Annotated in this window: 15 protein-coding genes and 1 pseudogene; 8 read left to right on the top strand and 8 right to left on the bottom strand. The window is 60.9% G+C overall.

Annotation, left to right across the window (positions count from 1 at the left end; all coding sequences use genetic code 11):
* Positions 1-66 precede the first annotated feature (66 nt).
* Entirely contained in the window at positions 67-1,293 is a 1,227-nt protein-coding gene (locus R3F07_16610; GenBank protein MEZ5278005.1) for a DegT/DnrJ/EryC1/StrS family aminotransferase, read from the top strand.
* 55 nt (positions 1,294-1,348) lie between these two features.
* Here the strand turns inward: R3F07_16610 and R3F07_16605 are convergent, their stop codons facing one another.
* On the bottom strand, positions 1,349-3,925 hold the full coding sequence (locus tag R3F07_16605) for a hypothetical protein (GenBank protein MEZ5278004.1): 2,577 nt from the start codon (positions 3,923-3,925) through the stop codon (positions 1,349-1,351).
* Positions 3,926-4,118: 193 nt separating this feature from the next.
* On the opposite strand from R3F07_16605, the gene R3F07_16600 reads away from it, so the two are divergent.
* From R3F07_16600 to R3F07_16585, 4 genes are all read left to right on the top strand, one after another.
* On the top strand, positions 4,119-4,997 hold the full coding sequence (locus R3F07_16600; protein ID MEZ5278003.1) for an ester cyclase: 879 nt from the start codon (positions 4,119-4,121) through the stop codon (positions 4,995-4,997).
* A 153-nt stretch (positions 4,998-5,150) separates the two neighbouring features.
* Positions 5,151-6,128: a hypothetical protein gene (locus R3F07_16595; GenBank protein ID MEZ5278002.1), complete on the top strand. Its 978-nt coding sequence runs from the start codon at positions 5,151-5,153 to the stop codon at positions 6,126-6,128.
* 348 nt (positions 6,129-6,476) lie between these two features.
* Positions 6,477-6,815 carry a hypothetical protein gene (locus R3F07_16590; GenBank protein MEZ5278001.1) on the top strand — a complete coding sequence of 113 codons (339 nt, stop codon included), beginning with the start codon at positions 6,477-6,479 and terminating at the stop codon, positions 6,813-6,815.
* Positions 6,816-6,984: 169 nt separating this feature from the next.
* Positions 6,985-7,506 (top strand): methylglyoxal synthase, encoded by a 522-nt coding sequence (locus tag R3F07_16585; GenBank protein ID MEZ5278000.1) that lies wholly within the window; start codon positions 6,985-6,987, stop codon positions 7,504-7,506.
* A 63-nt stretch (positions 7,507-7,569) separates the two neighbouring features.
* Here R3F07_16585 and R3F07_16580 read toward each other — a convergent pair whose 3' ends face one another.
* From R3F07_16580 to R3F07_16570, 3 genes are all read right to left on the bottom strand, one after another.
* Complete coding sequence (locus R3F07_16580; GenBank protein ID MEZ5277999.1) at positions 7,570-11,898, bottom strand: chondroitinase-B domain-containing protein; 4,329 nt, start codon at positions 11,896-11,898, stop codon at positions 7,570-7,572.
* A gap of 109 nt (positions 11,899-12,007) precedes the next feature.
* A complete protein-coding gene (locus tag R3F07_16575) occupies positions 12,008-15,406 on the bottom strand; it encodes a glycosyl hydrolase family 28-related protein (GenBank protein ID MEZ5277998.1) in 3,399 nt (1,132 codons plus the stop codon).
* A 162-nt stretch (positions 15,407-15,568) separates the two neighbouring features.
* Positions 15,569-15,760 carry a DUF2892 domain-containing protein gene (locus tag R3F07_16570; GenBank protein ID MEZ5277997.1) on the bottom strand — a complete coding sequence of 64 codons (192 nt, stop codon included), beginning with the start codon at positions 15,758-15,760 and terminating at the stop codon, positions 15,569-15,571.
* 177 nt (positions 15,761-15,937) lie between these two features.
* Between R3F07_16570 and R3F07_16565 the strand changes: the two genes are divergently transcribed.
* Entirely contained in the window at positions 15,938-16,138 is a 201-nt protein-coding gene (locus R3F07_16565) for a DUF2892 domain-containing protein (GenBank protein MEZ5277996.1), read from the top strand.
* A gap of 311 nt (positions 16,139-16,449) precedes the next feature.
* Here the strand turns inward: R3F07_16565 and R3F07_16560 are convergent.
* The 4 genes and pseudogenes from R3F07_16560 to sugE form a co-directional block, all read right to left on the bottom strand.
* Positions 16,450-16,835: pseudogene (locus R3F07_16560) on the bottom strand (IS5 family transposase).
* Between the two features lie 184 nt (positions 16,836-17,019).
* Positions 17,020-17,868: a hypothetical protein gene (locus R3F07_16555; GenBank protein MEZ5277995.1), complete on the bottom strand. Its 849-nt coding sequence runs from the start codon at positions 17,866-17,868 to the stop codon at positions 17,020-17,022.
* Positions 17,869-17,957: 89 nt separating this feature from the next.
* Entirely contained in the window at positions 17,958-18,314 is a 357-nt protein-coding gene (locus tag R3F07_16550; GenBank protein MEZ5277994.1) for a DMT family protein, read from the bottom strand.
* 21 nt (positions 18,315-18,335) lie between these two features.
* Positions 18,336-18,662 carry a quaternary ammonium compound efflux SMR transporter SugE gene (gene sugE / locus R3F07_16545; protein ID MEZ5277993.1) on the bottom strand — a complete coding sequence of 109 codons (327 nt, stop codon included), beginning with the start codon at positions 18,660-18,662 and terminating at the stop codon, positions 18,336-18,338.
* 128 nt (positions 18,663-18,790) lie between these two features.
* Between sugE and R3F07_16540 the strand changes: the two genes are divergently transcribed.
* A complete protein-coding gene (locus R3F07_16540; GenBank protein MEZ5277992.1) occupies positions 18,791-19,537 on the top strand; it encodes a polysaccharide deacetylase family protein in 747 nt (248 codons plus the stop codon).
* A complete protein-coding gene (locus R3F07_16535) occupies positions 19,530-20,687 on the top strand; it encodes a DegT/DnrJ/EryC1/StrS family aminotransferase (GenBank protein ID MEZ5277991.1) in 1,158 nt (385 codons plus the stop codon). The genes R3F07_16540 and R3F07_16535 overlap by 8 nt, the downstream gene beginning before the upstream one ends.
* Positions 20,688-21,071 lie beyond the last annotated feature (384 nt).

The raw sequence follows: 21,071 nt of genomic DNA, 5'->3' as shown, positions 1-21,071 counted from the left end.
ATCTCCCACAGTCTGCCGTGAGGGATTGCTTCGCCCCGGGAGTTCGCAATAGGCTGCGGCAAATCCATGTCCACCGCACCCATTCCCGGACAGAACACCACGGCCCCCCCGGTTTCACCGGCCATCCTCGGCGGCGAACCGGCCTTCCCCGGGAAACTCCACGTCGGACGCCCCAACCTTGGAAATCGCGATCGGCTGCAAGCCCGCATTGACGCGATTCTCGACTCCAACTGGCTGACCAACGACGGTCCGATGGTTCGCGAATTGGAACAGGCAATCGCCGCAAAGACCGGCGTGAAGAACTGTGTCGCCACCTGCAATGGCACGATGGCCCTGATGTTGGCCGCGCACGCTCTCGAGCTCTCGGGCGAGGTCATCCTGCCGTCCTTCACCTTCATCGCGACCGCCCACGCGCTCCGATGGCTGGGCATCACACCGGTATTCTGTGACATCGATCCGGAAACGCACAATATCGACCCCGACCGGATCGAAGCGCTGATCACGGACCGGACCAGCGCCATCATGGGCGTGCATCTCTGGGGGCGCCCTTCGCCGACAGCGTCATTGGATGCGATCGCAAAGCGGCACGGCCTGAAACTGCTTTATGACGCCGCGCATGCCTTCGGAGTCTCCCATCAAGGTCGCATGATCGGCTCATTCGGCGACGCGGAAGTCTTCAGCTTTCATGCCACCAAGTATATCCACTCCTTCGAGGGTGGAGCCGTCGTGACCACCAACGAAGCCCTGGCAGAAAAAATGCGGCTGATGCGGAACTTCGGCTTCAGCGGTGTTGACAAGGTGACCCTGCTGGGAATCAACGCCAAGATGCCCGAAGTCTGTGCCGCCATGGGTCTGACCAGTCTTGAGTCGATCGGTGCGTTCATCGGGGCCAATCGCCGGAATGATGAAGCCTATCGCGAGGAACTGCGCGACTTCAAGGGGATCGCCTACTTCGACTATCCGGAGGGATGTCATCCAAATTTCCAATACGCTATTTGTGAGGTCGATCCGTCGCTCTGTCCCCTCACTCGAGATGAATTGGTCACCGCCCTCCAGGCCGAAGGGGTGCTGGCCCGCCGTTACTTCTATCCCGGTTGTCACCGGATGGAGCCCTATGCCTCAAGGGCCACCGGCAATCCTGAAGCGCTTCCGCAGACCGACCGGGTCGGCGCCATGGTCATGGCTCTTCCGACCGGCTGCGCGGTCACGCCTTCGGATGTCGCGAAGATCGGGACCCTTCTCCGCACCATCCTCGCGCAGGCCCCAGCCATTCGGGAACGCCTTGCGCGATGAAGATCGCGGCGCGTTGGACCGCCTTCTCCGCCGCCGTTGCGATCAGATCCCTCGATCACTCAAGCAGAAAAATCTCGATCAAGCCCGTGCCTGGACCCGCAAGTCCCGTCAGATGAACGGTGTAAGCACCCGGCTCAAGATACGCCAACAAGGCCGCATCCTTGGAGTCACGCCGCAAGGGAAACGCTCCCGCCTCCTGCATGGCGGCTGACAACGCGGCCACCGATTCGAGTTGGCCCCAACTCTCGACAGATCCGAGGGACTGACCGTCGCTGAAGATCTGAAGTCGAGGTTCGCTCAGGAAGCCCGCGACCCCGAAATCGCCCAAACCGGGGCCGATGCCGCGAATCAACACCTTGGCCGGGCGGCCTTGCGCCACAACAAATCCGGCGATCAGTCTGTTCGCACCAGCTTCGACGGTCCCACGGGCAGAAAGATTCACGATTCGTGACACCCCTGGACCCGACGATCCGGCATCAAAAAGCTCAACCAGACCAACCGCTGAATCTCCGGCCCGGGATCGCACCACCGCCGTATAGGCCCCCGGATCCAGATCCACCAGCATCGCTGCGTCCGGAAATCCGGCGGTCAGCGCAAACGCCCCGACCTCCTGACTGCGTTGCGTGAGCGAGTTCAGGTTGCTGGAGTCTTCCCAGTTGTCATTCACGAAAAGCGATGTCTTGCCGCGAAAGAGCGTCAGCAAGGGATCGGATATCGCCTGCAGTTGAGACGACGCAATGGACGGACCGATCCCACGGGCAATGACACTGCGGGCGCCCGTCCCTTCCAGGACAAATCCTCCGATCTGCACCGAATCGCCGGTTGGGAGAAACCCTCTGACCGAGATATTGGCAAGACCCGATTCCGGAGGATCTTCGCGGCGCTGGACCACCTCGCCGTCACTGAATCCGATGAGGACTGAATCGCCGAGCGTCACGAAATTCGTGGCGAAGGTCGCCAACTCGGTGTCGTCGAAGGTCCAGTCGATTCCGTCAGCCGACGAGGCCAGAAGTCCGCGGCTTCCCATCAGGTAGAGAGTTTCTCCATCCGAGTACATGCCAGAGGCTCCGAACCATTGCGGAAACGGATCGAAAGACAGTTGAAGCCAGGACTTGCCATCCTGAGACGAAAACACGAAGAGGCCCGTGGCCGCGTAGAATTTCCCTCTGTGAAAGGTAGGATCACCCATCCCGTTCGGACGCTTCGGGGCAATCTGAAAGTCGACGCCGTCTGTCGATGTCCAGCTGTCATTGTAGTGGCTGAGCAAGTAGGTATCGTTTCCCCAGATGGCCGTTCGGATTTGGCGAGTTCCGGACAACTGGATGGTCACCCAAGTGATTCCGTCGACTGAGGAGTATAGAGTCCCCGTGCTGTCCGACATAAAGACCCTCTCTCCCGCGGTCCTCAAATTGAGACTCTGCGTTGTCATCGGCAGATCGGCCAGAACCGACCAGCTTCGACCATCCGGACTGGTCAGCATCTTCCCATTATAGTCATCGCAGGCCAGAAACGCATCCTTGAACCAGACGATCTCCCGCATCGGCACATCACCGTCCAGACGGACGGTCCGCCAATTCAGGCCATCATCAGACCAGGCGACTTCGCTCATGCGGCGAAAAATCACGGCAGTTGATCCGCTGCTGGCAAGGCGGCCGAAGCCCTCGGACCGCGCGGGTTCAGCCATGCCGAACCACTCCAAACCATCCGTTGAATGCATGAGCAGGCCATGGGCTCCGACGGCCACGAGTCTGTTCTGGTCCGTGGCCAGGGCGGAAATGCCATAGAGACCCGGAAGACTGCGTGACTCCCAGTCAATTCCATTGGTCGACACAAGCATCTCATCACCCAAAGCCGACGGCGCATAGAATATGCCTTTGAAATACTCGATGTCGCTCAGCGGCGTATAGGAATCGTCACCATGAACCCGGGTCCAGTCCGTACCGTTGATGCTCCGAAGTATTGTCAACCCCTGCCCGACTGCGTAGAAGGCCCCCTCAAGATACTTGAGCCCAAGCAATTCCTTCGAGAACTCCGTTGGGCGCACCGACCAGCTGGTTCCACCGTTGCTTGTCGCCACCAGTCCTTTCGTTCCCACAATGACAAACTTCGAATCCGCATACAGGATACGGTTGGGACTTCCGGGGAAGTTGACCTCGAGGAAGAAGTAACTCCCCGCAAGGTTCGTCGTCGTTTCGATGAAATGACCACCGTTGATCGGCCAGACATACCGGCCGGCTCCAAACGCGAGATCCTTTCGGATCCGATCACTGCCGAACTCGTTCACCGACCAATCGACCCGGTTGGCGGAACGGAAAAAAACGGTCGCGCCCGCACCACCCGGTGCCGGTTGGCCCATGGCGAACCATTCACCATTCGCCTTTCGGATGGTATACATCGATCCCTTGGCCCATACCGACACATCATAATCAGGAGATTGCCTGCCCCAGGTGATCCCATCCGGTGAAACCAGCACCGTCCCTCCTTCCCCGGTCGCCAGGAAAAACTCTCCGTCGTGAATCACATGGTTCAGGTTGACCGCCAACGGAGTCGGCAAACGCGCCTCCCACCGGCCGGCGTAAACGGAGAGTGCCGACAGGCAGACAATTGCAGATAAGCGGAAAGCAGCTTTCACCGTTGCCAAGACTATCTCCGCCCTGATGAGAGATCAAGCCCTTGCAGGAAAGACGGCTTGGGGATTTCCAGGAAGAGAAATGGCTCGCTCTGGGCCAGAAAGCCGGCAAAGTTCGTCGCAACTACCCCAGAGCCACGGCCGACCGTACACCTGTGCGCCGGTCCCGGGTTCCAAACCCCAAAGTGTTGGAAATATGAAGAAAACATCTGTATCGCTCTACATCCTTCCCGCGACCGCTGCGGCTGCAACCATTCTTCTGACCGCGTCGATCGCCCAGGCCGGTGCCGGGGTTTCTGCCGAAGCCAGGGCGGGGGCAGCCGCCTGGCAGGCTGCTTTCAATTCGGGCGACGAGGCTGCCGGCGGCGCGCTCTACGCCGAGGACGGCATCCTGATGGCGCCCAATGTGGAACCGATCGTGGGACGGGCCGCCATCGGCCAGACGTTCGGGGACGGCAAGAAGAATGGCTACTCCATCCTGATCCACGCCACCGGATCCGAATCATCGGGCGACCTCGGTTATGTCGAAGGCACCTGGGAATCAATCGATGCTTCAGGATCGGTCATCGATGACGGCAAATACGTCGAGGTCCGCAAGGTGATCGATGGCCAGTCGCTGATCATCCGGGACATCTACAACAGCAATCGTCCCGCCGTTCCGGCCGACATGGGCAGCACTACCGCCGCCGTCTCCACATTCATCGGCGTCTGGAACAGCAAGGACTACAGCAAGCTCGACGCCATCATTGCTCCGGACTTCAAGCGCGACGCCCCGGGAGACCTCACCGACGCCAGCGATCTCGCCGGCTTGAAAGAAGTCATGCAGGCCCTCCACACGGCCTACCCCGACTTCGCCATCACCATGGACAAGCTCGACTGCTATAACGGCGGCGGTGTCATCCGCTGGACCGTCACCGGAACCAACACCGGCCCCGGCGACGAGCCGCCCACCGGGAAAGCAGTCAAGATTTCCGGGATGACCACCGTTGCCATGGTCGACGGGAAAATCGCCGAGGAATACGTCCAGTTCGACGTCCTGGGCTGGCAACTGCAGTTGGGTAAGACCGTGCAGTAACTCGGATCAACTCCAGTTCAATTCGAGCCCGTTGGGCTCGCCGATCGCCGGGTCTTTACCGACCCGGCGATTCTGTTGACACTCCTCACACCGGCCATCATCAGGTGAGCGTCGCCCGGGACGTGAAAATCCCGTCGTCACCACTCCATCGAGATGTCTCTTTCACTCATCGCGCGATCGGCCCTCCTGACCCTCTGGGCACTGACACCATTTATCCAAATGAACGGCCAGACCAACAACCCGTTGATGTCCACCATCGTCAAGCAACATGATGCCGGACTGGAGACTCTGCTTGCCCGTCAGGTCACCGATCCATCCAGTCCCTACGTCGGGGCCATTCCGGACGACACCGGCCTCCATCATCCCGGTTCGGCGGCGGCTCTGCTGAAAAGTGCCGCAGCCGCCTACCTGAACCCGGATTCCGGATTCCATCGCGATCCCGCCCTCTTTCAGCGCATGCGGATCGCCGCCGCCTATCTGGATCGATGCCAGACGGCTGACGGAAACATCAATCTTCTCACCACGAACTTCAATTCGCCGCCCGATACCGGCTTCGCGGTGGAGAACGTCGCGTCAGCCGCCAGACTCGCCCGAATTCACCGTGACGATGTTCTCTTCGGCCTGATGGAGCCCTTCCTCCGCCGGGCGGCCGAAGGTCTGATCAAGGGCGGCATCCACACCCCCAACCATCGATGGGTGGTCAGTGCCGCCCTCGCCCAGCTCAACGAACTCTTTCCGGATGAACGTTGCGTCGACCGGATCGACGCCTGGCTGGCCGAGGGGATAGATATCGACCGCCACGGGCAGTACATCGAGCGGAGCACGACGGTCTACAATGCCGTTACCGACACCGCGCTCATCCTGATGGCGATCAAACTCGATCGACCTGAGCTGCTCGACCCCGTCCGGCACAACCTCGATGCCATGGCCCGCCTGCTCCATGCCAACGGCGAGGCGGTCACCGAGATATCGCGACGCCAGGATCTGAATACACGGGGTGATCTCCGCCGCTACTGGTTCGCCCTGCGGACGCTGGCCATCCGCGACCGGAACGGAGTCTACGCCGCCATGCTTGCCCGCTCGAGCCCGAACGGGCCGATCTGGCCCTGCTCATGGAGTTCCCCGAACTGAACGCCCCCTTCCCCTGTCGAACCGATTCCCGACGACTACGAGGACGCCTACCCGGAATACGGACTGACCCAGATCCGCCGGGGTCGGCGCAGCGCCAGCATCCTGCACACCGGCCAGAGCCGCTGGGTCAGCCTGCGCCAGGGCGAAGCAGTCATCTCCGCCATCCGGTTCGCGACCGCCTTTTTCGGGAAGGGTCAATTCACACCCACCACTTTCGAAAGAACCGCCGAAGGTTTCCGCTTCACCCAGGAACTCGAAGGCCCCTACTACCAGCCCTTGGACAGGGCCGTCCCGCCTGACGAATGGCAGGCGGTCCGGGATGAGCGCCGACAGACCGAGGTGTCCCGCATGAGGTACGAGGGTCTCATTCGGGAAACAGAGTCCGGGTTCGAGCTGACCGTCCGTGCCTCCGGCACCGATGGAGTCCCGCTGGCGATTGAGATCGCCTTGAGGGCGGGCGGCACGATGAAAGGGGTCGAGGCGATCGATGGAACGCCCGACGCCTTCCTCCTGAAACATGGTTGGGCCGGCTACAGGATGGATAACGATCTCATCACCTTTGGGCCCGGGCGGGCCGAACACGCCTACGTGACCATCCGCGGGGCCGAGGCCAAACCGGAGGGTCCCTGTGTTTACCTGACCGGTTTCACCCCCTTCGAACACACCCTGGTCTTCGAGATGAAGTAGGCGGTATTCCCCAGGCCCTTTGCCGTTCAGACCTTCGTGGGGCCGCGCCCGGGTGGGGCTTCAAAGCCTGTACATTCGTAATTCCCTCTTCATCAGCACCTGCCGGAACTGACCGGCCAGGGCACGGGATCTGCTTGAATAGCCGCCGAACTCAACCCGTTCAACGACTATGAAACAGCGCAAAATGGCCATGGGGAAGGACAAGAAGATCGCCCTCGTGGCTCACGACCACAAGAAAATCGACCTGGTCCAATGGGCCAAGTACAACCGGAACGTCCTCGTCCACCACACGGTCTACGCAACCGGCACCACCGGCAGGATTCTCGAAGCCGAACTCGGGTTTCCCATTGTAAAGCTGCAAAGCGGACCGCTGGGAGGCGACCAGCAGGTCGGCTCGAAGATCGTCGGGGCCGAGATCGACTTCCTTATCTTCTTCTGGGACCCGCTCCAGCCCCAGCCCCACGACCCTGACGTGAAGGCGCTTCTGCGCATGGCGGTCGTCTGGAATATCCCGATTGCCTGCAACCGGGCCACGGCGGACTTCATGATATCATCGCCTTTGATGGACGGCGCCTACGACCGCCTCGTCCCGGACTACGAGGCCTACCTGAACCGCCCGATCATTCCGGATGAAGCAATTGAGCCGGGGACGTCTGACACCGACCCGGTCTTGATCTCAGCCATCACCTGAAAAAGAGAGCCACTCCGCGTGTCACGGAGTGGCTCCTTCAACCCAAACCAAACCGGATTCAGATCAATCCAGCAGATAGATTTCCACGAGGGTCGTCCCCGTATCCCCGGAGACCCCCTTCACCCGGGCCGTGTAGACTCCCGGAGGCAGAGTGATGAGGATCGCGGCGTCCTGACTGCCCGAGGCAAAGGGGAAAGCCCCGACCACCTCCGCCGCGGCTTCGATCGCAGCAGCCTCGGCACTGTCCGACCAGTCGTCATTCGCCGCCACCGAAACGTCGTCCGCATCGATGATCTCCAGCGTCGGGTTGCCAATGGCGGTCGTCACGCCAAATCCCGTCAACGCGGGCCCGGCGCCGCGAACGAGCACTTGGCGCGAATCCGCACCGCCAATGACAAATCCGGTGATGAGCACTTCCTGACCAACACCGACTTCACCGCGGGAGGACTGGTTGGTCATGACGCTGGCGGCTTCGGTCAGGTCGTAGATCTCGAGCAAGACGGTGCCCACCGTTCCCTCAGCCGGAGTCACCTGGGCGGTGTAGGCCCCCGGCCAGAGCGTCGTGAGCAAGGCCGAGTCGAGAGAGCCGTCCTCCAACGCGAACGCCCCGACCACCGCCGCGGCCTCCGCCAGATCCCGCTCCGGCCCGGTCTGCCAGCCCGTGTTCGACTCAACAATCGACCCCGACGCGTCAAAGAGCCTGAGAACCGGCTCGGGCATGGGATCCGTCACCGAGTAGGCGCTCAACCCCGGCCCGACCGCACGGATCAGCACCGATTTGGGATCCGCTCCCGCCACCACAAATCCATTGATGAGCAAAGCCTCGCCGGTATTGGAGATGGCCCGGGTCGAGTTGTTGACCAGCCGGGCATTGGGCTCGCCCGGGACCCGTTTCGGCCCGAGGAAGGACGGTCCCGTATCCACAGCGCTGACCGGACCCACCGACGCCAGGATTTCATCCGAGGACACTTCATGCGCCCCGATATCCTGAACCGAACCACGGGCCTTGCCATCGATATCCAGGGCGACCGTGAGAATTCCGCGGGCCGCCGCACTGGCCACCGGACCGTCGGACGCCGGCAGCACCAACTGACGGAGGGCATTCCAGCTCAGGAGCGGATCAGCGGTGACAAACCCGTCGACCGAATCGATCCCGGCCGTCCCGTTGTGGATCATGTTCTTCGTCCAGGCCTGGTCCTCCGGGTTCTCCCCGCCGACAAAGGCGGCCGTGCTGGCCGAGGTCCGGGTCAACAGATTGTTGAACACGCGGATCCCGGTCGGGAGCACGGTCCGGTCACTCGTCCCCAGGCCGGTTCCAACGTCGATCGCCAGTCCGACATTGTCGACAAACGTATTGAAGGCGATGGTCGCACGGTCGGCCGCGAAATAACCGTCGAGAGGACCGCCACTGACTCCCGAATAGACCGTGATGGCCGCCCCGTCCCGGGCCGTGGTCGCCTCGAAGTGGTTGTTGATGATCAGGTGGTCCGTGCCGATGACCCGGATTCCGCCGGTGCCCTCGCGTCCACCTCCGTAGAACGTATTTGAATCCACGATACACCGGTTTCCATGACGGAGCGTCAGGGTGCCCTGGCTTTCGACGAACGAGTTGTAGCGATAGATGTTGTCCCCGGACTTGTTCGAGATGATCTCAATCTCCCCGTCCACCCGGGTGAACAGATTATGGTCCACCGTGGTCTGTGAACTGCTCATGGAATACTCACTCGTTCCTATCCGGATGGTCTCCCAACCGTTTTCTCCGCCAAAGATGCGATTGGCGAATTGATTGTGATCAATCCGGTGATGGTTCGGGCTGCCGTCGAGCCAGACCACTGCGGTCACGCCACTGACATTGTGCCCGCTCAGGTAGCTGTGGTCGAGCCGGTTGTAGGTCCCGTAGAAGGAGATCCAGAAGGTCCGATCGCCATTGGCGGGAATATAGTCGACGATACTGATATTGGTCACCCGGCAATGATTGGCCAGGTTGCCCGATCCCTGCCGGAATTGGACGATCTCGTCGTCATTCCCGGTGTAGGCACCTTCAAAGGACAGATCCCGAAGGACCAGCCAGGTGCCCCCGATCTCGGCCCTGGAAGCTCCGGTCAGAATGACTGATCCGGGCGTCTCGACCCCGAGGGTGATCGGATGGGCTTCCGTGCCTTCGCCGACCAGTCGGATGACAAGATCCTCCCAGGTGCCGGCCGCCATCAGGATAGTGTCGCCCGGTCCTGCCGCCGCGATGGCGGCGTTGAGCTCGGACTCACTGGTGACGACGCTGTTGACCGGCGCCCTAACCTTGACCGTGATGGTCTCGCTGTTTGCGCTTCCTTCAGTGTTGGTGACCTCCACCCAGACCTGGGTGGTCGCGGTCATCCCTTCCAGGGAGAGCGTCGCGGATTCCGCCCCAGCAATCGGAGTTGACGTATCACCGGAAACCCCCGTGTACCACTTGTAGGAAAGTGGAGCGCGGCCGAGGGAAGTGATCGTCACCATGGCGTCGTCACCGGAAACCACGAGGTTGGGGACGTTCTGCCCCACGATCAGAGGCTCGACCTGTTCCGGCGTGGTCACTTCGGATTCATTGGAGTATTCCGATTCAACCGTCGCGGTGGCCGCCTTCACCCGGTAGGTATAGGTCGTTTCCGGCAGCACCGTCTCGTCGAGATAGCCTTCCACGTCGGCGGCCAACTCGGCGATCACACTGTACTCACCATCACCGGTTTTGCGCTCGACGACATAGGCCGTTTCATCGGTCGCATTGTCAGTCCAACCCAGGCTGACCGCCACGGCTGATTCGGCTGTGGCCGCGAGGTCGGTTGGTGCCGGGAGTGTGGTCACACTGGCCAGCAGGCTCTCGATGACCAGGTTGTCCACCACCAGGTCGCCCTGGCGCTTGCTGTCCTGGTAGAAAGCGAACTGACCGAGATCGTTGTCTTGCGCATAAAAGTCGACCTGCGGCGCGTTGACCGGATCCGGCGTCTGAAAGAAGACATAGGTTCCGATTGAGGAGTCGTTGAGGAAGACCTGCAGGTTGTTGGGCAACACCGTGCCCGTTCCCAAAGTCGGATCATCGTAATCCACCGAGTTCGTATCGTGCGAATTGATCAGCAGCGTGAGGTGATTGGGGGCATCCAACAGGTAGGCGTCACCTGCCGTCGAACCCGCGATCGAGTTCACGACCACTGTTCCGTTGTTCGCGATGCGGATCTCAAAGGGTCGGAAATCCGAGTTGTTCAGCGAATCACCGATCCGACCAACGGCAAAGTGAACCCGGGTATCCGTGTCCAGTGGATCGGTGGCATCGGTCTCCAGGCTGCCGCGCTGGAAATCGAAATCGACCCGCAGATTGGAAACATTCTCGCCGTTGAACGGCTTCCGCATATGGGTCGGATCCCCATTGGAAAGGTCGCCCAAGTAATCGTAAATGAGCAGCGACTGCCCACCCAGCGGATTGGCGGGCGTCGAGGTCGCATCGATGACAACCGCGCCGTTGTTTCCGGTGTTGCCGGAAGGCGAGAAGGTATAACCGCCGGATGGCTGTTCGCCCACCGTGTCCGTATCGAAATCGGCTTCGAAATACTTATCCGTGACCGGAGGCGGGGGCTCTGAGACCAGCCCCGCCAGCTTCAGGTTGTCGAAGACAATACCGCCGGTGCGCGACGAGTCCTGGTAAAGCGCGAACTGACCCAGATCATTGTTCTCGGCGTAGAAGTCGATCTGCGGCGCGTTGGCCGGATCCGGCGTCTGGTGAAAGGTATAGGCCCCCACGAACGAGTCGTTGAGAAAGAGCTGCATGGTGTTGGGCTGAACCGTGACCATCCCGAGGGTGGCATCGTTTACCGCCACCGAATCGGTGTCGTGGGAATTGATCAGCAGGGTCAGGTGATTGGGCGCATCGGTCAGGTAATCGGCCGCCGTGACCGTCCCGTCAATGCTGTTGACCTGGATCTTGCCCCGATTCTGCAGGCGCACTTCAAAGGGGCGGAAATCCGAATTGTTCAGCGCGTCACCCGCCCGGCCAACCGCCAGTTGCACCCGGATGTTCTCGTCGTCGAGCCCGTCGGGCACCGACGACCGCTGGAAGTCCACATCCACCCGCAGGTTCGACACATTGACGCCCCCGTTGAACGGAAAACGCATATGGGTCGGGCTCGACCCGAGATCGTAAATATAGAGGGACTTGCCCGACAGCGGATTGGCCGGCGTCGAGGTCGCGTCGACAACGACCGCACCGTTCTCGGTCGTGTTGGTCGAGGGTGAAAAAGTGATCATGTCACCCGCCGGCACTTCACCGACCGTGTCCGACTCGAAGTCGTTTTCGTAATAGTTCTGCGCAGATAGGAAGGGCGTCAGCGACAGGGCCAACACCAAGGGGATCAGGGTGTGTTTCATGGATTTCAGGGGTTCAGGCGGGCAATTGATTTTATAAATATAAATTAGCGGGCGTCATGACAAGAAACAATTTCGTTAAATTGTTCTTATGCCGGGGATTCCGCCTGCTTCACGGCGCGGCGTAGACTTCGACGATGGAGATCCCCTCTCCCCCGGTGGCATCAGACACCTTGGCCGTATAGACACCGGCCGGCAGATCGACCAGCAGCACCGCATCGGCGCTGCCCGGGGTCAGCGGAAAGGCGCCGACCTGCTGCGAAACCATCGTGATCATCTCCGCGTCGCCGCCCGAGCCCCAATCGTCGTTGGTTGTGACGATCAGGCCATCCGCGTCCTTCAGGGTCAGGACCGGGTCCGCCAGCACTTCATCCGGATCCAATCCGATCGACACCGCCAATTCCGGGCCCACTCCCCTAATCAACAAACGGCGGGAATTCCCGGTCACCACGATACCGGGGATCATGACCGCATCGCCGAGGCCGACCCGACCGCGGGTGGAGATGTTCATCAGCCGCGAATCACCGCTCCCACTGCCCCCATCGTAAAGCTCGACCAGGCCGATCCCGGAACCTTCCTTGGCCCCGAGGCGTGCGCTGTAAACACCCGGGCCCAGATCGGCCAGGAGCACGGCGTCCTTTGAATCGGGCTCGAGAGGAAACCCGCTCACCTGAGCGGTGAGAGAGGCGATCGCCTCGGCATCCGGCTGCGTCCCCCAGTCGTCATTCTCGAGGATCTTCGAACCGTTGAGGGTCAACGAAATCATGGAATCGGGCAGGGCTTTTTCCGGCCCGACGAACGTCCCCATCGACGGTCCGATGCCGCGGACCAACATCGTTTTCGGCGCGTCCCCCACAATGACAAAGCCGCCGATGAGGATATTGGGGGGTGAGAGCACCTGGCCCCGGGTTGAGAGGTTGCTGAGAACCCCGTCGTCCGGCGACCAGAGTGAAAGCAGGGCGGGATCACTGGTGGTGGAACCTCGGGGATTGGTGATGACCAGCCGGTAGATCCCCTGGTCCGCCAGGGAAACATCGCTCAGGACAAGCGACGGGGTTTTTGACCCACTCACGGTGCCGTTGTCGCTCAGATCAACCCCGTCCCTCTTCCATTGGAAATCGACCTCGCCGAGCAGTCGGGCCTCCACACTGAAAACGACCCCGCCGCCCATCTCCGCTGCGGCGCTCACCGGCTGTCCCGAAATCTCGGGAACGGGAGCGACAAACTCCTCCATCAGGCCGTTGTCCCAACGGTACTTGGCGGGAATCGTATAGGTGCCCGCCGTCTGCTCGGGACCGAGTGAGGGCCAGGGATCCGGGATGTCCCAGAATGCGGGCTTTCCGGAATAGAAATAGGATTCTGCGACCTCCTGCGGCTCGCCCGGTCGCCAGACAATCACCCCGTCCTCGCTGTTTCCGTGGGCATATCCGCCGGTCGACGTGCCATCGAACGCAACAAAGGGAGAAGATGACGAAACCAATTCATTGCCGATGACGTTCTGATCGAACGTTCGGTCATCAATATCGATCCCGCGAAGGGTTACCCGGTTGCGCAGGAAAACATTATTCGGACCGATCGGCCCCCAGTAGTCGGACGCATGGACATACTCGACGATATTTCCCTCAAGCAGATTGGCGAAGGCGTAGTGCCCGTGGCCCGACAAATCCGGCGGAACCCCGGAAGAATCCCATTCTCCTCCGAAGGAGTAATTGTAGGCAAAAACATTACCGGTGGCGCCCTCCTTCCAGATCATCGAGTGACGCAGTTTCTGGAAAACATTGTTCTCGATCAGGCAGTGCGTGGTCGTGTCCGCAATCAGCGTCCCGTAACCGTGCCCGCCCCCGTCATGCCGGAAGGCATCATTGAAAAAGGAGTCGCTGATCGTGAGGTTGGCGCAGAGTTCGGTGGCGACATGGAACCGCATCGCCATAAGGCTGTGGACGTTCCGGATCCAGCAATTGGCAGCATAGAGGAAATCAGAATTCATCCGCTTGGCCGAGGCCAGGCCGTTCTCCAGGGTAAGGTCCTCGAACCCGACCCCTTCAATCATGTGAACCCGGGTCACGGTCGGATTGGCCCAGGTGAAATCGAGATGCAGGCCGCGATCCAGCATCACGACATTCCCCTCGATCGCCGTCACCTTGACCACCTGCCCGACCACGCGTCTCGCATAGCCGGTCGCGTTGTCGATCGAGTCGAGGTAATCGGGAATGTTCCGGGTCGTCGCCATGGCATCGTAGTCATTGTCCTGCCGGATGGCGATCCAGTCGCCCACCATGAGAGCCGCCGCCGACTGCAGGGTGATCGAAGTCGAGTCCTTGGTCAGTCCCGTCACAATCGGGATGTCCGCTCCGATCGCATAGCCCGATACATCGAACAGACCGGAATCCTCCGCCACCGGGTCCATGAAGAGCAGCTTGGTGTCCCGGGTCCCGGCGCCGCGCAGAATGACGCCGGGCAGATCGCGGGAGGAGATGTCCGCGAGCCGGATTCTCCGGTCAAAACGAAAGACGCCCGCCGGAAAGTAGATGACGGTATCCTCGGTCAGGTTGCTGATCAGGCTTTGCAGCCGCGCTGTGTTGTCGACCTGACCGGTCGCGTCACCACCCGCCTCCCCAAAATCGATGATGTTGGCATAGTCGGGGATGCCGCCTTCCACGCCGGCCCGCGTCCAGTCGACCAGGCGGGCCTGCAGGTCGATCGGCTCGACCACCGTCGTCCCCTCTCCCAGGGTAATCCTGATGTCATCGACCACGGTATCCACCTCCGTGCTCCCGGTTCCGATGGTGAGGTTGGTGAACGCGCTCATTTCTCCACCGCTTGTCGTGGTGGTTGCTGAAACCATCGGGACACCGTCCCAGAAAAACCGGAGTTCGTTCTGGCTGCCGGCCGTCCGCTCAATCTCGATCCGGGCGGTGTGCACGGCCATGTCATCCAGGGCGACCGCCGTTCCGTTGCCCACAGTCACGTCGCCGCTGCCTCCCATCGCACTGTTGCCCGCGACCGGCAGGTCCTTGTAGATGCGCATGCCCGCGGCCGTTCCCACGCCGATCCGGAAATAGTAGCCATCCCAACCGTCGGTCAGGTCGGTCCAGCTCTGCCCGAGATTCGCCCCGGTGATCGGCTCTCCACTATCGTTGTGCAGACCGAAACGAAAACCACCGTCGTTCGACGCACTGAACCGGGTCATTCGCAGCCGAAGGCTGATCGTGATGAGGTCACCGGCCTCCGCCAGGGCGATCGGTGCGTCAAGGGCGGCGGTCACCCGCGAAAAGTTGCCGCTGCTCAGGTATTGAAGGGCATTGCCCGCCCCCAATCCGGCCGCATCGTCGACGATCGCAGCCGTCGAAGCTGTCGCCGCAAACCAGGTGGCATCGAGCGGATCCGAGCCGCCGGTCAGCTCGCCGTCGCTAAAGTTTTCGTCCAGCAGGGTCTCCTGAGCCAGGCCACGTGACACTGCGAACACCGCCGACAGGGCAATCAGCAGAAGGGAAAGAGGGTTCTTCAACATTGGGGGAACAGGACAACCTGTGATTTGATAATTATCAAATCATGAGCCCTGAGCAAGGCCCGAATCCCTGGACTTTCCGGCTTAAGGAGCGCCCCCAAGGGGCCTCAAACGGAGGACTTCCGCGGTGCGACAGGCCGCCGGCCCGTCTCCCTGCCGACCCCTTCAGGCAGTCTCGCCCTTCAGCTTGCGGACAATCAACTCAGCCGGACAGAATCCGGTAAAGGCCGATTGCAACAGATTGGCGCCGACGAATACCGTCAGCCAGATCCAGTTGGGATGCACCCAATGGGCGAGGGCCAGACCAATGAGGGCCATGGTTCCGGCCATGGCGCGAACGACATTTTCAGTTTTCATAAGCTCAGACGCGGGACAAAGCGTCAGGAGATATAGCCCGAAAGTGAGGATCAGTGCAATTCGAATCCGGACGACACCCTGCCGCAACGAGAAGAATGATCACGACGGACCCAATCGGCTTCACATCCGTGATAAATCGGGTAACATCCAAACCATCCATCCATCCCCGATCCATCCATGAAAACCAACGAAGGAACCCTCGACCGCGTCATCCGTATCATCGCCGGTCTCGCCATCCTGATTGCCGGCTATTTCTATCAAAGCTGGTGGGGCCTGATCGGCCTCCTGCCGCTCCTCACCGGAGTCGTCGGTGTCTGCCCCGCCTACCTTCCTTTTGGCTGGAGCACCTGCTCAACGAAGTCGAATCCCCAAGCCTGAGGCACCTGGCTTCCTCTTGGTTCGGTCAAAAGCCGGAACCGACTGATCTCGCGCCCGTCCGCGATGACGCGAACTCGATTCGCAGAGACGCAGAGGATCAACCGGTGCCGGATTGAGTTGGCCCTGTCTCTGCACCTCCGCGTCTCTGCGCGAGTATTCCTTCAGTCGGCCTTCACGCTCGTCGCGAGACGGCCTCGATAAACCCGGTCACCAGCGGATGCGGGTTCCCCGCGGTCGACCGGGCCTGCGGCACAAAGAGCGTACCCACAAAGAAGGGATGCCCGGGAAGCTCGAACACGCGGATCTCGCCAATGGATCTTGGTGGTCAGTCCTCCACGGGATCGCCCCAGAGCCTGGTCGTGAGCCCCCTTTTCCCCGTTGCGGCCTGTTGGTGAGCCTTAACGAGTGTCGAGTCGATCATCACGTATTGGTTCTTGGGATCTTTGAGTAATCGCTCAAACACCGCCTCCCAGACCCCCGTCTTGGCCCAGCGGCTGAACCGCTTGTGAGTGGTCTTCCATTTCCCATATCGCTCCGGCATGTCGTGCCAGTGCGCTCCGCTGCGAAGAACCCACATCACTCCATTGAGAAATCGATGGTTGTCTTCAGCGCTGCGTCCGGGGTCTCCGGCCTTGCCAGGCAAGACATCACGAATCTGTTCAAACTGCTCCTCGGTCAACTCATATCGCTTGGCCATCCCAAGCTTGAAGCAAATAGGTGTTCAAAAGTACAGCCTTTTCGGCTCTGAATGTCGATTCGCCCGAGCAAACGCAAAGACCGGAAGGCCGGCGCAGCTGCTTGGCGACACCCAGCCGATGGATCGGGATGTGGCCACTTCGCCGTGCCGAAGTGCCAGGAATCCTTCCTCGGCAACTACCGTCTCACTCCCGCATGGCCACGGCACCTGCCGGATCTGAACCGGCAACCAGCATCTGGTCCAGCTTCATGAGGACGTCGGCAACGGGTTTCATCCCCTCCCTTTCATCGCGGCTACCCCTGGCGATCAGCCGCCCCGTCTCCGTGTAGAGGGCCACGGTCGGGAAGTTGATGAAGTCCCCCATCTTGCCCTGGATAAGGATGTTCTGGGTGAGCCATTTGTCCTGCGGCTCCGTGACAATCCAACCCGCCCCGAGAGTCATGGCATAGCGGCGCATGGCGGCACTGTTCGTATCGCTGTTGGCATGGACGAGCTGGATCTTTCCGGGACTGTGGTTCTCGATCATTTCGAGCATCGCGTCCATGAACGGACGGGCCGACTTGCACCAGCCGCAACCGCCGTTCCCATAATAGACCACGTAGAGAGCGCCGCTTGGTATGGCATCATCGGATACAGGCGCCAGGTTTCCGGAAGAGACCGTCTTTCCGTTCTTGACCAGGTAGTCGACCAGTCGCGGCTTGCCCGAAGCCGTTGGCACCCCGCCCTCGGCGATCTTGCCGGCCCGGGCCACCAGGTCCGTGAATTCCGGCTCAAGACGGAACACCTCGTTGCGGTGGATGAAAACGGCCTCGCCATTCATCACGGCGCAGAGATCGACCTTCATGCCGGCATTGAAATCCCAGCCGGGGCCAAAGCTGACACCTTCCGTGATGGTGACCTGATCCGGCCACAAGTCCGGGTTCTTTCCGATTTCTTCCAGACTGACCTCGGCAAAAGCCGAGCCCGATACAATAAAGGGAACCACTGCGGCCAGCAGCACTCCCACCGTCCCTCCTGATGGCAAATGTTTCATGGTAATACGGGGCTACGTAAGAAACCCTTATCGTATCTATTACCTGAACTTCTGTCAATCCACTTCGCCGAACCGCACGGGTCCCGCGGTCACCCTCCAAAAAGCTTCCGTCGGAAAAGGAAGAAGACGGCTCCGAGCAGGCAGAGCCCGGCCCAGAAGTAGTCCGATGTGATCTTCTCCTTCAGGTAGAAGACGGAAAACGGGACAAAGACCGAAAGGGTGATCACCTCCTGGAGGATTTTCAGCTGCCCCACGGTCATGACCTGGTGTCCGATCCGGTTGGCCGGCACCTGGAGCAGGTATTCGAAGAGCGCGATCCCCCAACTGACCAAGGCGGCGATGACCCAGACCCGATGAGACAGGTTCTTCAGGTGGGCATACCAGGCAAATGTCATGAAGACATTGCTGCAGCCAAGCAGGATGACGGTGATAAGGATACGGTTCATGGCCTCGCCCTGGTCAGCTCGCTACGGTGCGGCCGGGGCAAAGACCCGCAGTCCGATGACCCCCGCCACGATCAATCCGATGCAGAGGATGCGCAGGATCTCCCGTGACTCTCCCAGCCAGACCATCCCGATAACGGCCACGCCGGCCGCCCCGATGCCGGTCCAGACCGCGTAGCCGGTGCCGACCGGGATCGTCTTGAGCGCCTGCCCGAGGAAGACGAAGCTGGCGATCATCGCGCCGACGGTCAGCACACTCGGGCCGAGTCGTGAGAAACCGGCGGTGAATTTCAGCCCGATGGCCCAGACGATTTCCAAGAGACCGGCGATGAGGAGGTAGACCCAGGACATAACGGCAAGTCTGGTTGAGGCACGGCCCGGCGCGCAAGTGCGATTGCCCGCGCCCTGCCCGCATCGCGATGGCTTGCCACGACCGCCCCCAGGAGGCGTAATGCCATCACCCGCAACCCTTACCTCCCATGCCTGGATTCTCCTGGCCCGACAACGCCAAAGCCGCCGTCTCCCTCACTTTCGACGATGCCCGCACCACTCAACTGGATGTCGGCATCCCGATTCTCGATTCATTCGGAATAAAGGGGACGTTTTTCGTCAGTCCGGAATTCGTCGGAGACCGCCTCGCCGAATGGCAGACGGTTCCGGCCAGGGGACACGAGATTGGCAATCACACCATGACGCATCCCTGTTCGGAATGCTTTGAGTTCGTGAGGGAGCGCAGGAACGCCCTGGAAGACTATGATCTCGAGCGCATGGCCCGGGAACTCGATGACGCCAATGCATGGATCGCCGAACGACTCGGTTCGGTACCGACTTCATTTGCCTACCCCTGTGGACACACGTCTGTCGGGCGGGGGCGTGACACCCGGAGCTACATCCCTCTGGTGGCCGAGCGGTTCATCGCCGGGCGTCTCTACACTCATGATCCCAATGCCAATCCGTTTCAGGTGGACCTGGCCCAGACCTGGTCCTGCGGCATTGATCGCCTCCTTCCCGCTGAAGTGCTGCCCATGCTCGAAAGCGGGCTCCGGGCCGGAGACTGGGTGGTCCTGACCGGCCACGAAATCACGATCGACCATCCGCAAGGCATTCTCCCGGAGACCCTGACCGCCATTTGCGAATGGGCTCGGGACAAGAACGGCGAAGTCTGGATCGACACCTTCAGCGCCGTTGCCCGGTACATCCGCTCAACCCAATCCCATCATGCTTGAAGTCGGCGAACCTGAAATCCGCGCCATGGCCCGCGTCCTGCGCAGCGGGAAACTCTTCCGCTATCACCCGGGTGGAGAAGCGAAACGATTCGAGGAAGAATACGCCACCTATCTTGGGGGCAAATACGTCCAGCTCTCGGCCAGCGGGACGACCGCCCTGACCTCCGCCCTGGCCAGTCTCGGCATCGGCCCCGGAGACGAGGTCATCGTCCCCGCCCACACCTATCTGGCCACCGCCATGGCCGTGATCGCCTGCGGCGCCATCCCGGTCATTGTCGACATCGACGCCTCGATCACCCTCGACCCCATGGCCCTGGAAAAAGCCATCGGCCCCCGGACCCGCGCCGTCATCCCTGTCCATATGTGGGGACTTGTCTGCGACATGAAGCCGATCCTCAGGATCGCCCGCAAACACAAGATCCTTGTCATCGAGGATTGCTGCCAGTGCATCGGCGGCTCCTACCAGGGCCGCATGGTCGGCTCCCTCGGAAATGCCGGGGTTTACAGCTTCAACTACTTCAAGAACATCACCTGCGGGGAAGGCGGCGCCGTCCTCTCCAAGACACGCCGGGCCCATGAAAGGGTGGTCATGCATACCGATGCCTGCGGTTTCTTCTGGGAAGGAAAACGCAGCGAGCCTTCTTTCTGCGCCTCGAGCGCCCGGATCTCCGAGATTGAGGGAGCCATGCTCCGCGCCCAGCTGAAACGGCTGCCCGGTTTCATCCGGAACCTGCGGCGTAACAAGGCACGGATCCTAGAGGGCCTCGCCGGCTCGGGCCTGATGCCCTCTCCCGTCAACGATCCCGACGGCGAATGCGCCACCTTCGTCTTCTTCCAGTTCCCGTCCGAAGAACAGGCCAGGGCATTCGCCAGCCTGACTGACGGCAACCAGGTGGTGGATACCGGACGCCACACCTACCACGAATGGGAGCCGATCCTCGCGAAACGGGGCCATATCCACCCGGCTCTCGACCCATTCAAGATGGAGGCCAACCGAGGGTGCCGGACGGATTATCATCGCGATATGTGCCCGGTCTCCCTGGATATACTCAGGCGGACCGTCATGCTCGGGAATCAACATGACGCGAAAGCGGCCGACCTGAAGAGGACCGTCGACCGGATCCGCCGCGCGGCCGGCAGCGTCCTGTAAAAAGTATCGAGGTCTGAGGGGTTCGCCCCACGCATAAAGCAGCACGAGATCCACGGTAGCTTCCCCGGGCATGCGGAATGGCTTTCCAACAGAAACCGGGCCAGGCGTGCACCGACGGTTTGCCCGTGGATCGCCGCGCGGTCACCGTGCAAACCATTGACGAAACTCAAGACATGGGTAAACTCCCGAACAACACAAAGCGTGCCGGAACCCTGAACGGAATCCAAGGTCTCTGTTGATGGCGCCCGATTCTGCCCACAAAACCAACTCAACCATCAGTCAGGACCCTTTTTACAGCTCCGGAGGGCGAGAATTTGAGCTTTATCTCTGCCTGATCCTGCTTAACCTCTTCCAGATCTTCATCAACCGGCCATCAAGAACAAC

The sequence above is a fragment of the Opitutaceae bacterium genome (assembly GCA_041395105.1).
Classification (GTDB): Bacteria; Verrucomicrobiota; Verrucomicrobiia; order Opitutales; family Opitutaceae; genus B12-G4.
This window is presented reverse-complemented; position numbering and strand designations above follow the sequence as displayed.

Bases quoted from the DNA above. Each gene is read 5' to 3' on its own strand.
- R3F07_16575 (MEZ5277998.1), bottom strand. From the start codon at position 15,406: ATGTTGAAGAACCCTCTTTCCCTTCTGCTGATTGCCCTGTCGGCGGTG.
- R3F07_16535 (MEZ5277991.1), top strand. From the start codon at position 19,530: ATGCTTGAAGTCGGCGAACCTGAAATCCGCGCCATGGCCCGCGTCCTG.
- R3F07_16555 (MEZ5277995.1), bottom strand. From the start codon at position 17,868: ATGAAACATTTGCCATCAGGAGGGACGGTGGGAGTGCTGCTGGCCGCA.
- sugE (MEZ5277993.1), bottom strand. From the start codon at position 18,662: ATGTCCTGGGTCTACCTCCTCATCGCCGGTCTCTTGGAAATCGTCTGG.
- R3F07_16550 (MEZ5277994.1), bottom strand. From the start codon at position 18,314: ATGAACCGTATCCTTATCACCGTCATCCTGCTTGGCTGCAGCAATGTC.
- R3F07_16600 (MEZ5278003.1), top strand. From the start codon at position 4,119: ATGAAGAAAACATCTGTATCGCTCTACATCCTTCCCGCGACCGCTGCG.
- R3F07_16610 (MEZ5278005.1), top strand. From the start codon at position 67: ATGTCCACCGCACCCATTCCCGGACAGAACACCACGGCCCCCCCGGTT.
- R3F07_16565 (MEZ5277996.1), top strand. From the start codon at position 15,938: ATGAAAACCAACGAAGGAACCCTCGACCGCGTCATCCGTATCATCGCC.
- R3F07_16580 (MEZ5277999.1), bottom strand. From the start codon at position 11,898: ATGAAACACACCCTGATCCCCTTGGTGTTGGCCCTGTCGCTGACGCCC.
- R3F07_16595 (MEZ5278002.1), top strand. From the start codon at position 5,151: ATGTCTCTTTCACTCATCGCGCGATCGGCCCTCCTGACCCTCTGGGCA.
- R3F07_16590 (MEZ5278001.1), top strand. From the start codon at position 6,477: ATGAGGTACGAGGGTCTCATTCGGGAAACAGAGTCCGGGTTCGAGCTG.
- R3F07_16540 (MEZ5277992.1), top strand. From the start codon at position 18,791: ATGCCTGGATTCTCCTGGCCCGACAACGCCAAAGCCGCCGTCTCCCTC.
- R3F07_16570 (MEZ5277997.1), bottom strand. From the start codon at position 15,760: ATGAAAACTGAAAATGTCGTTCGCGCCATGGCCGGAACCATGGCCCTC.
- R3F07_16585 (MEZ5278000.1), top strand. From the start codon at position 6,985: ATGAAACAGCGCAAAATGGCCATGGGGAAGGACAAGAAGATCGCCCTC.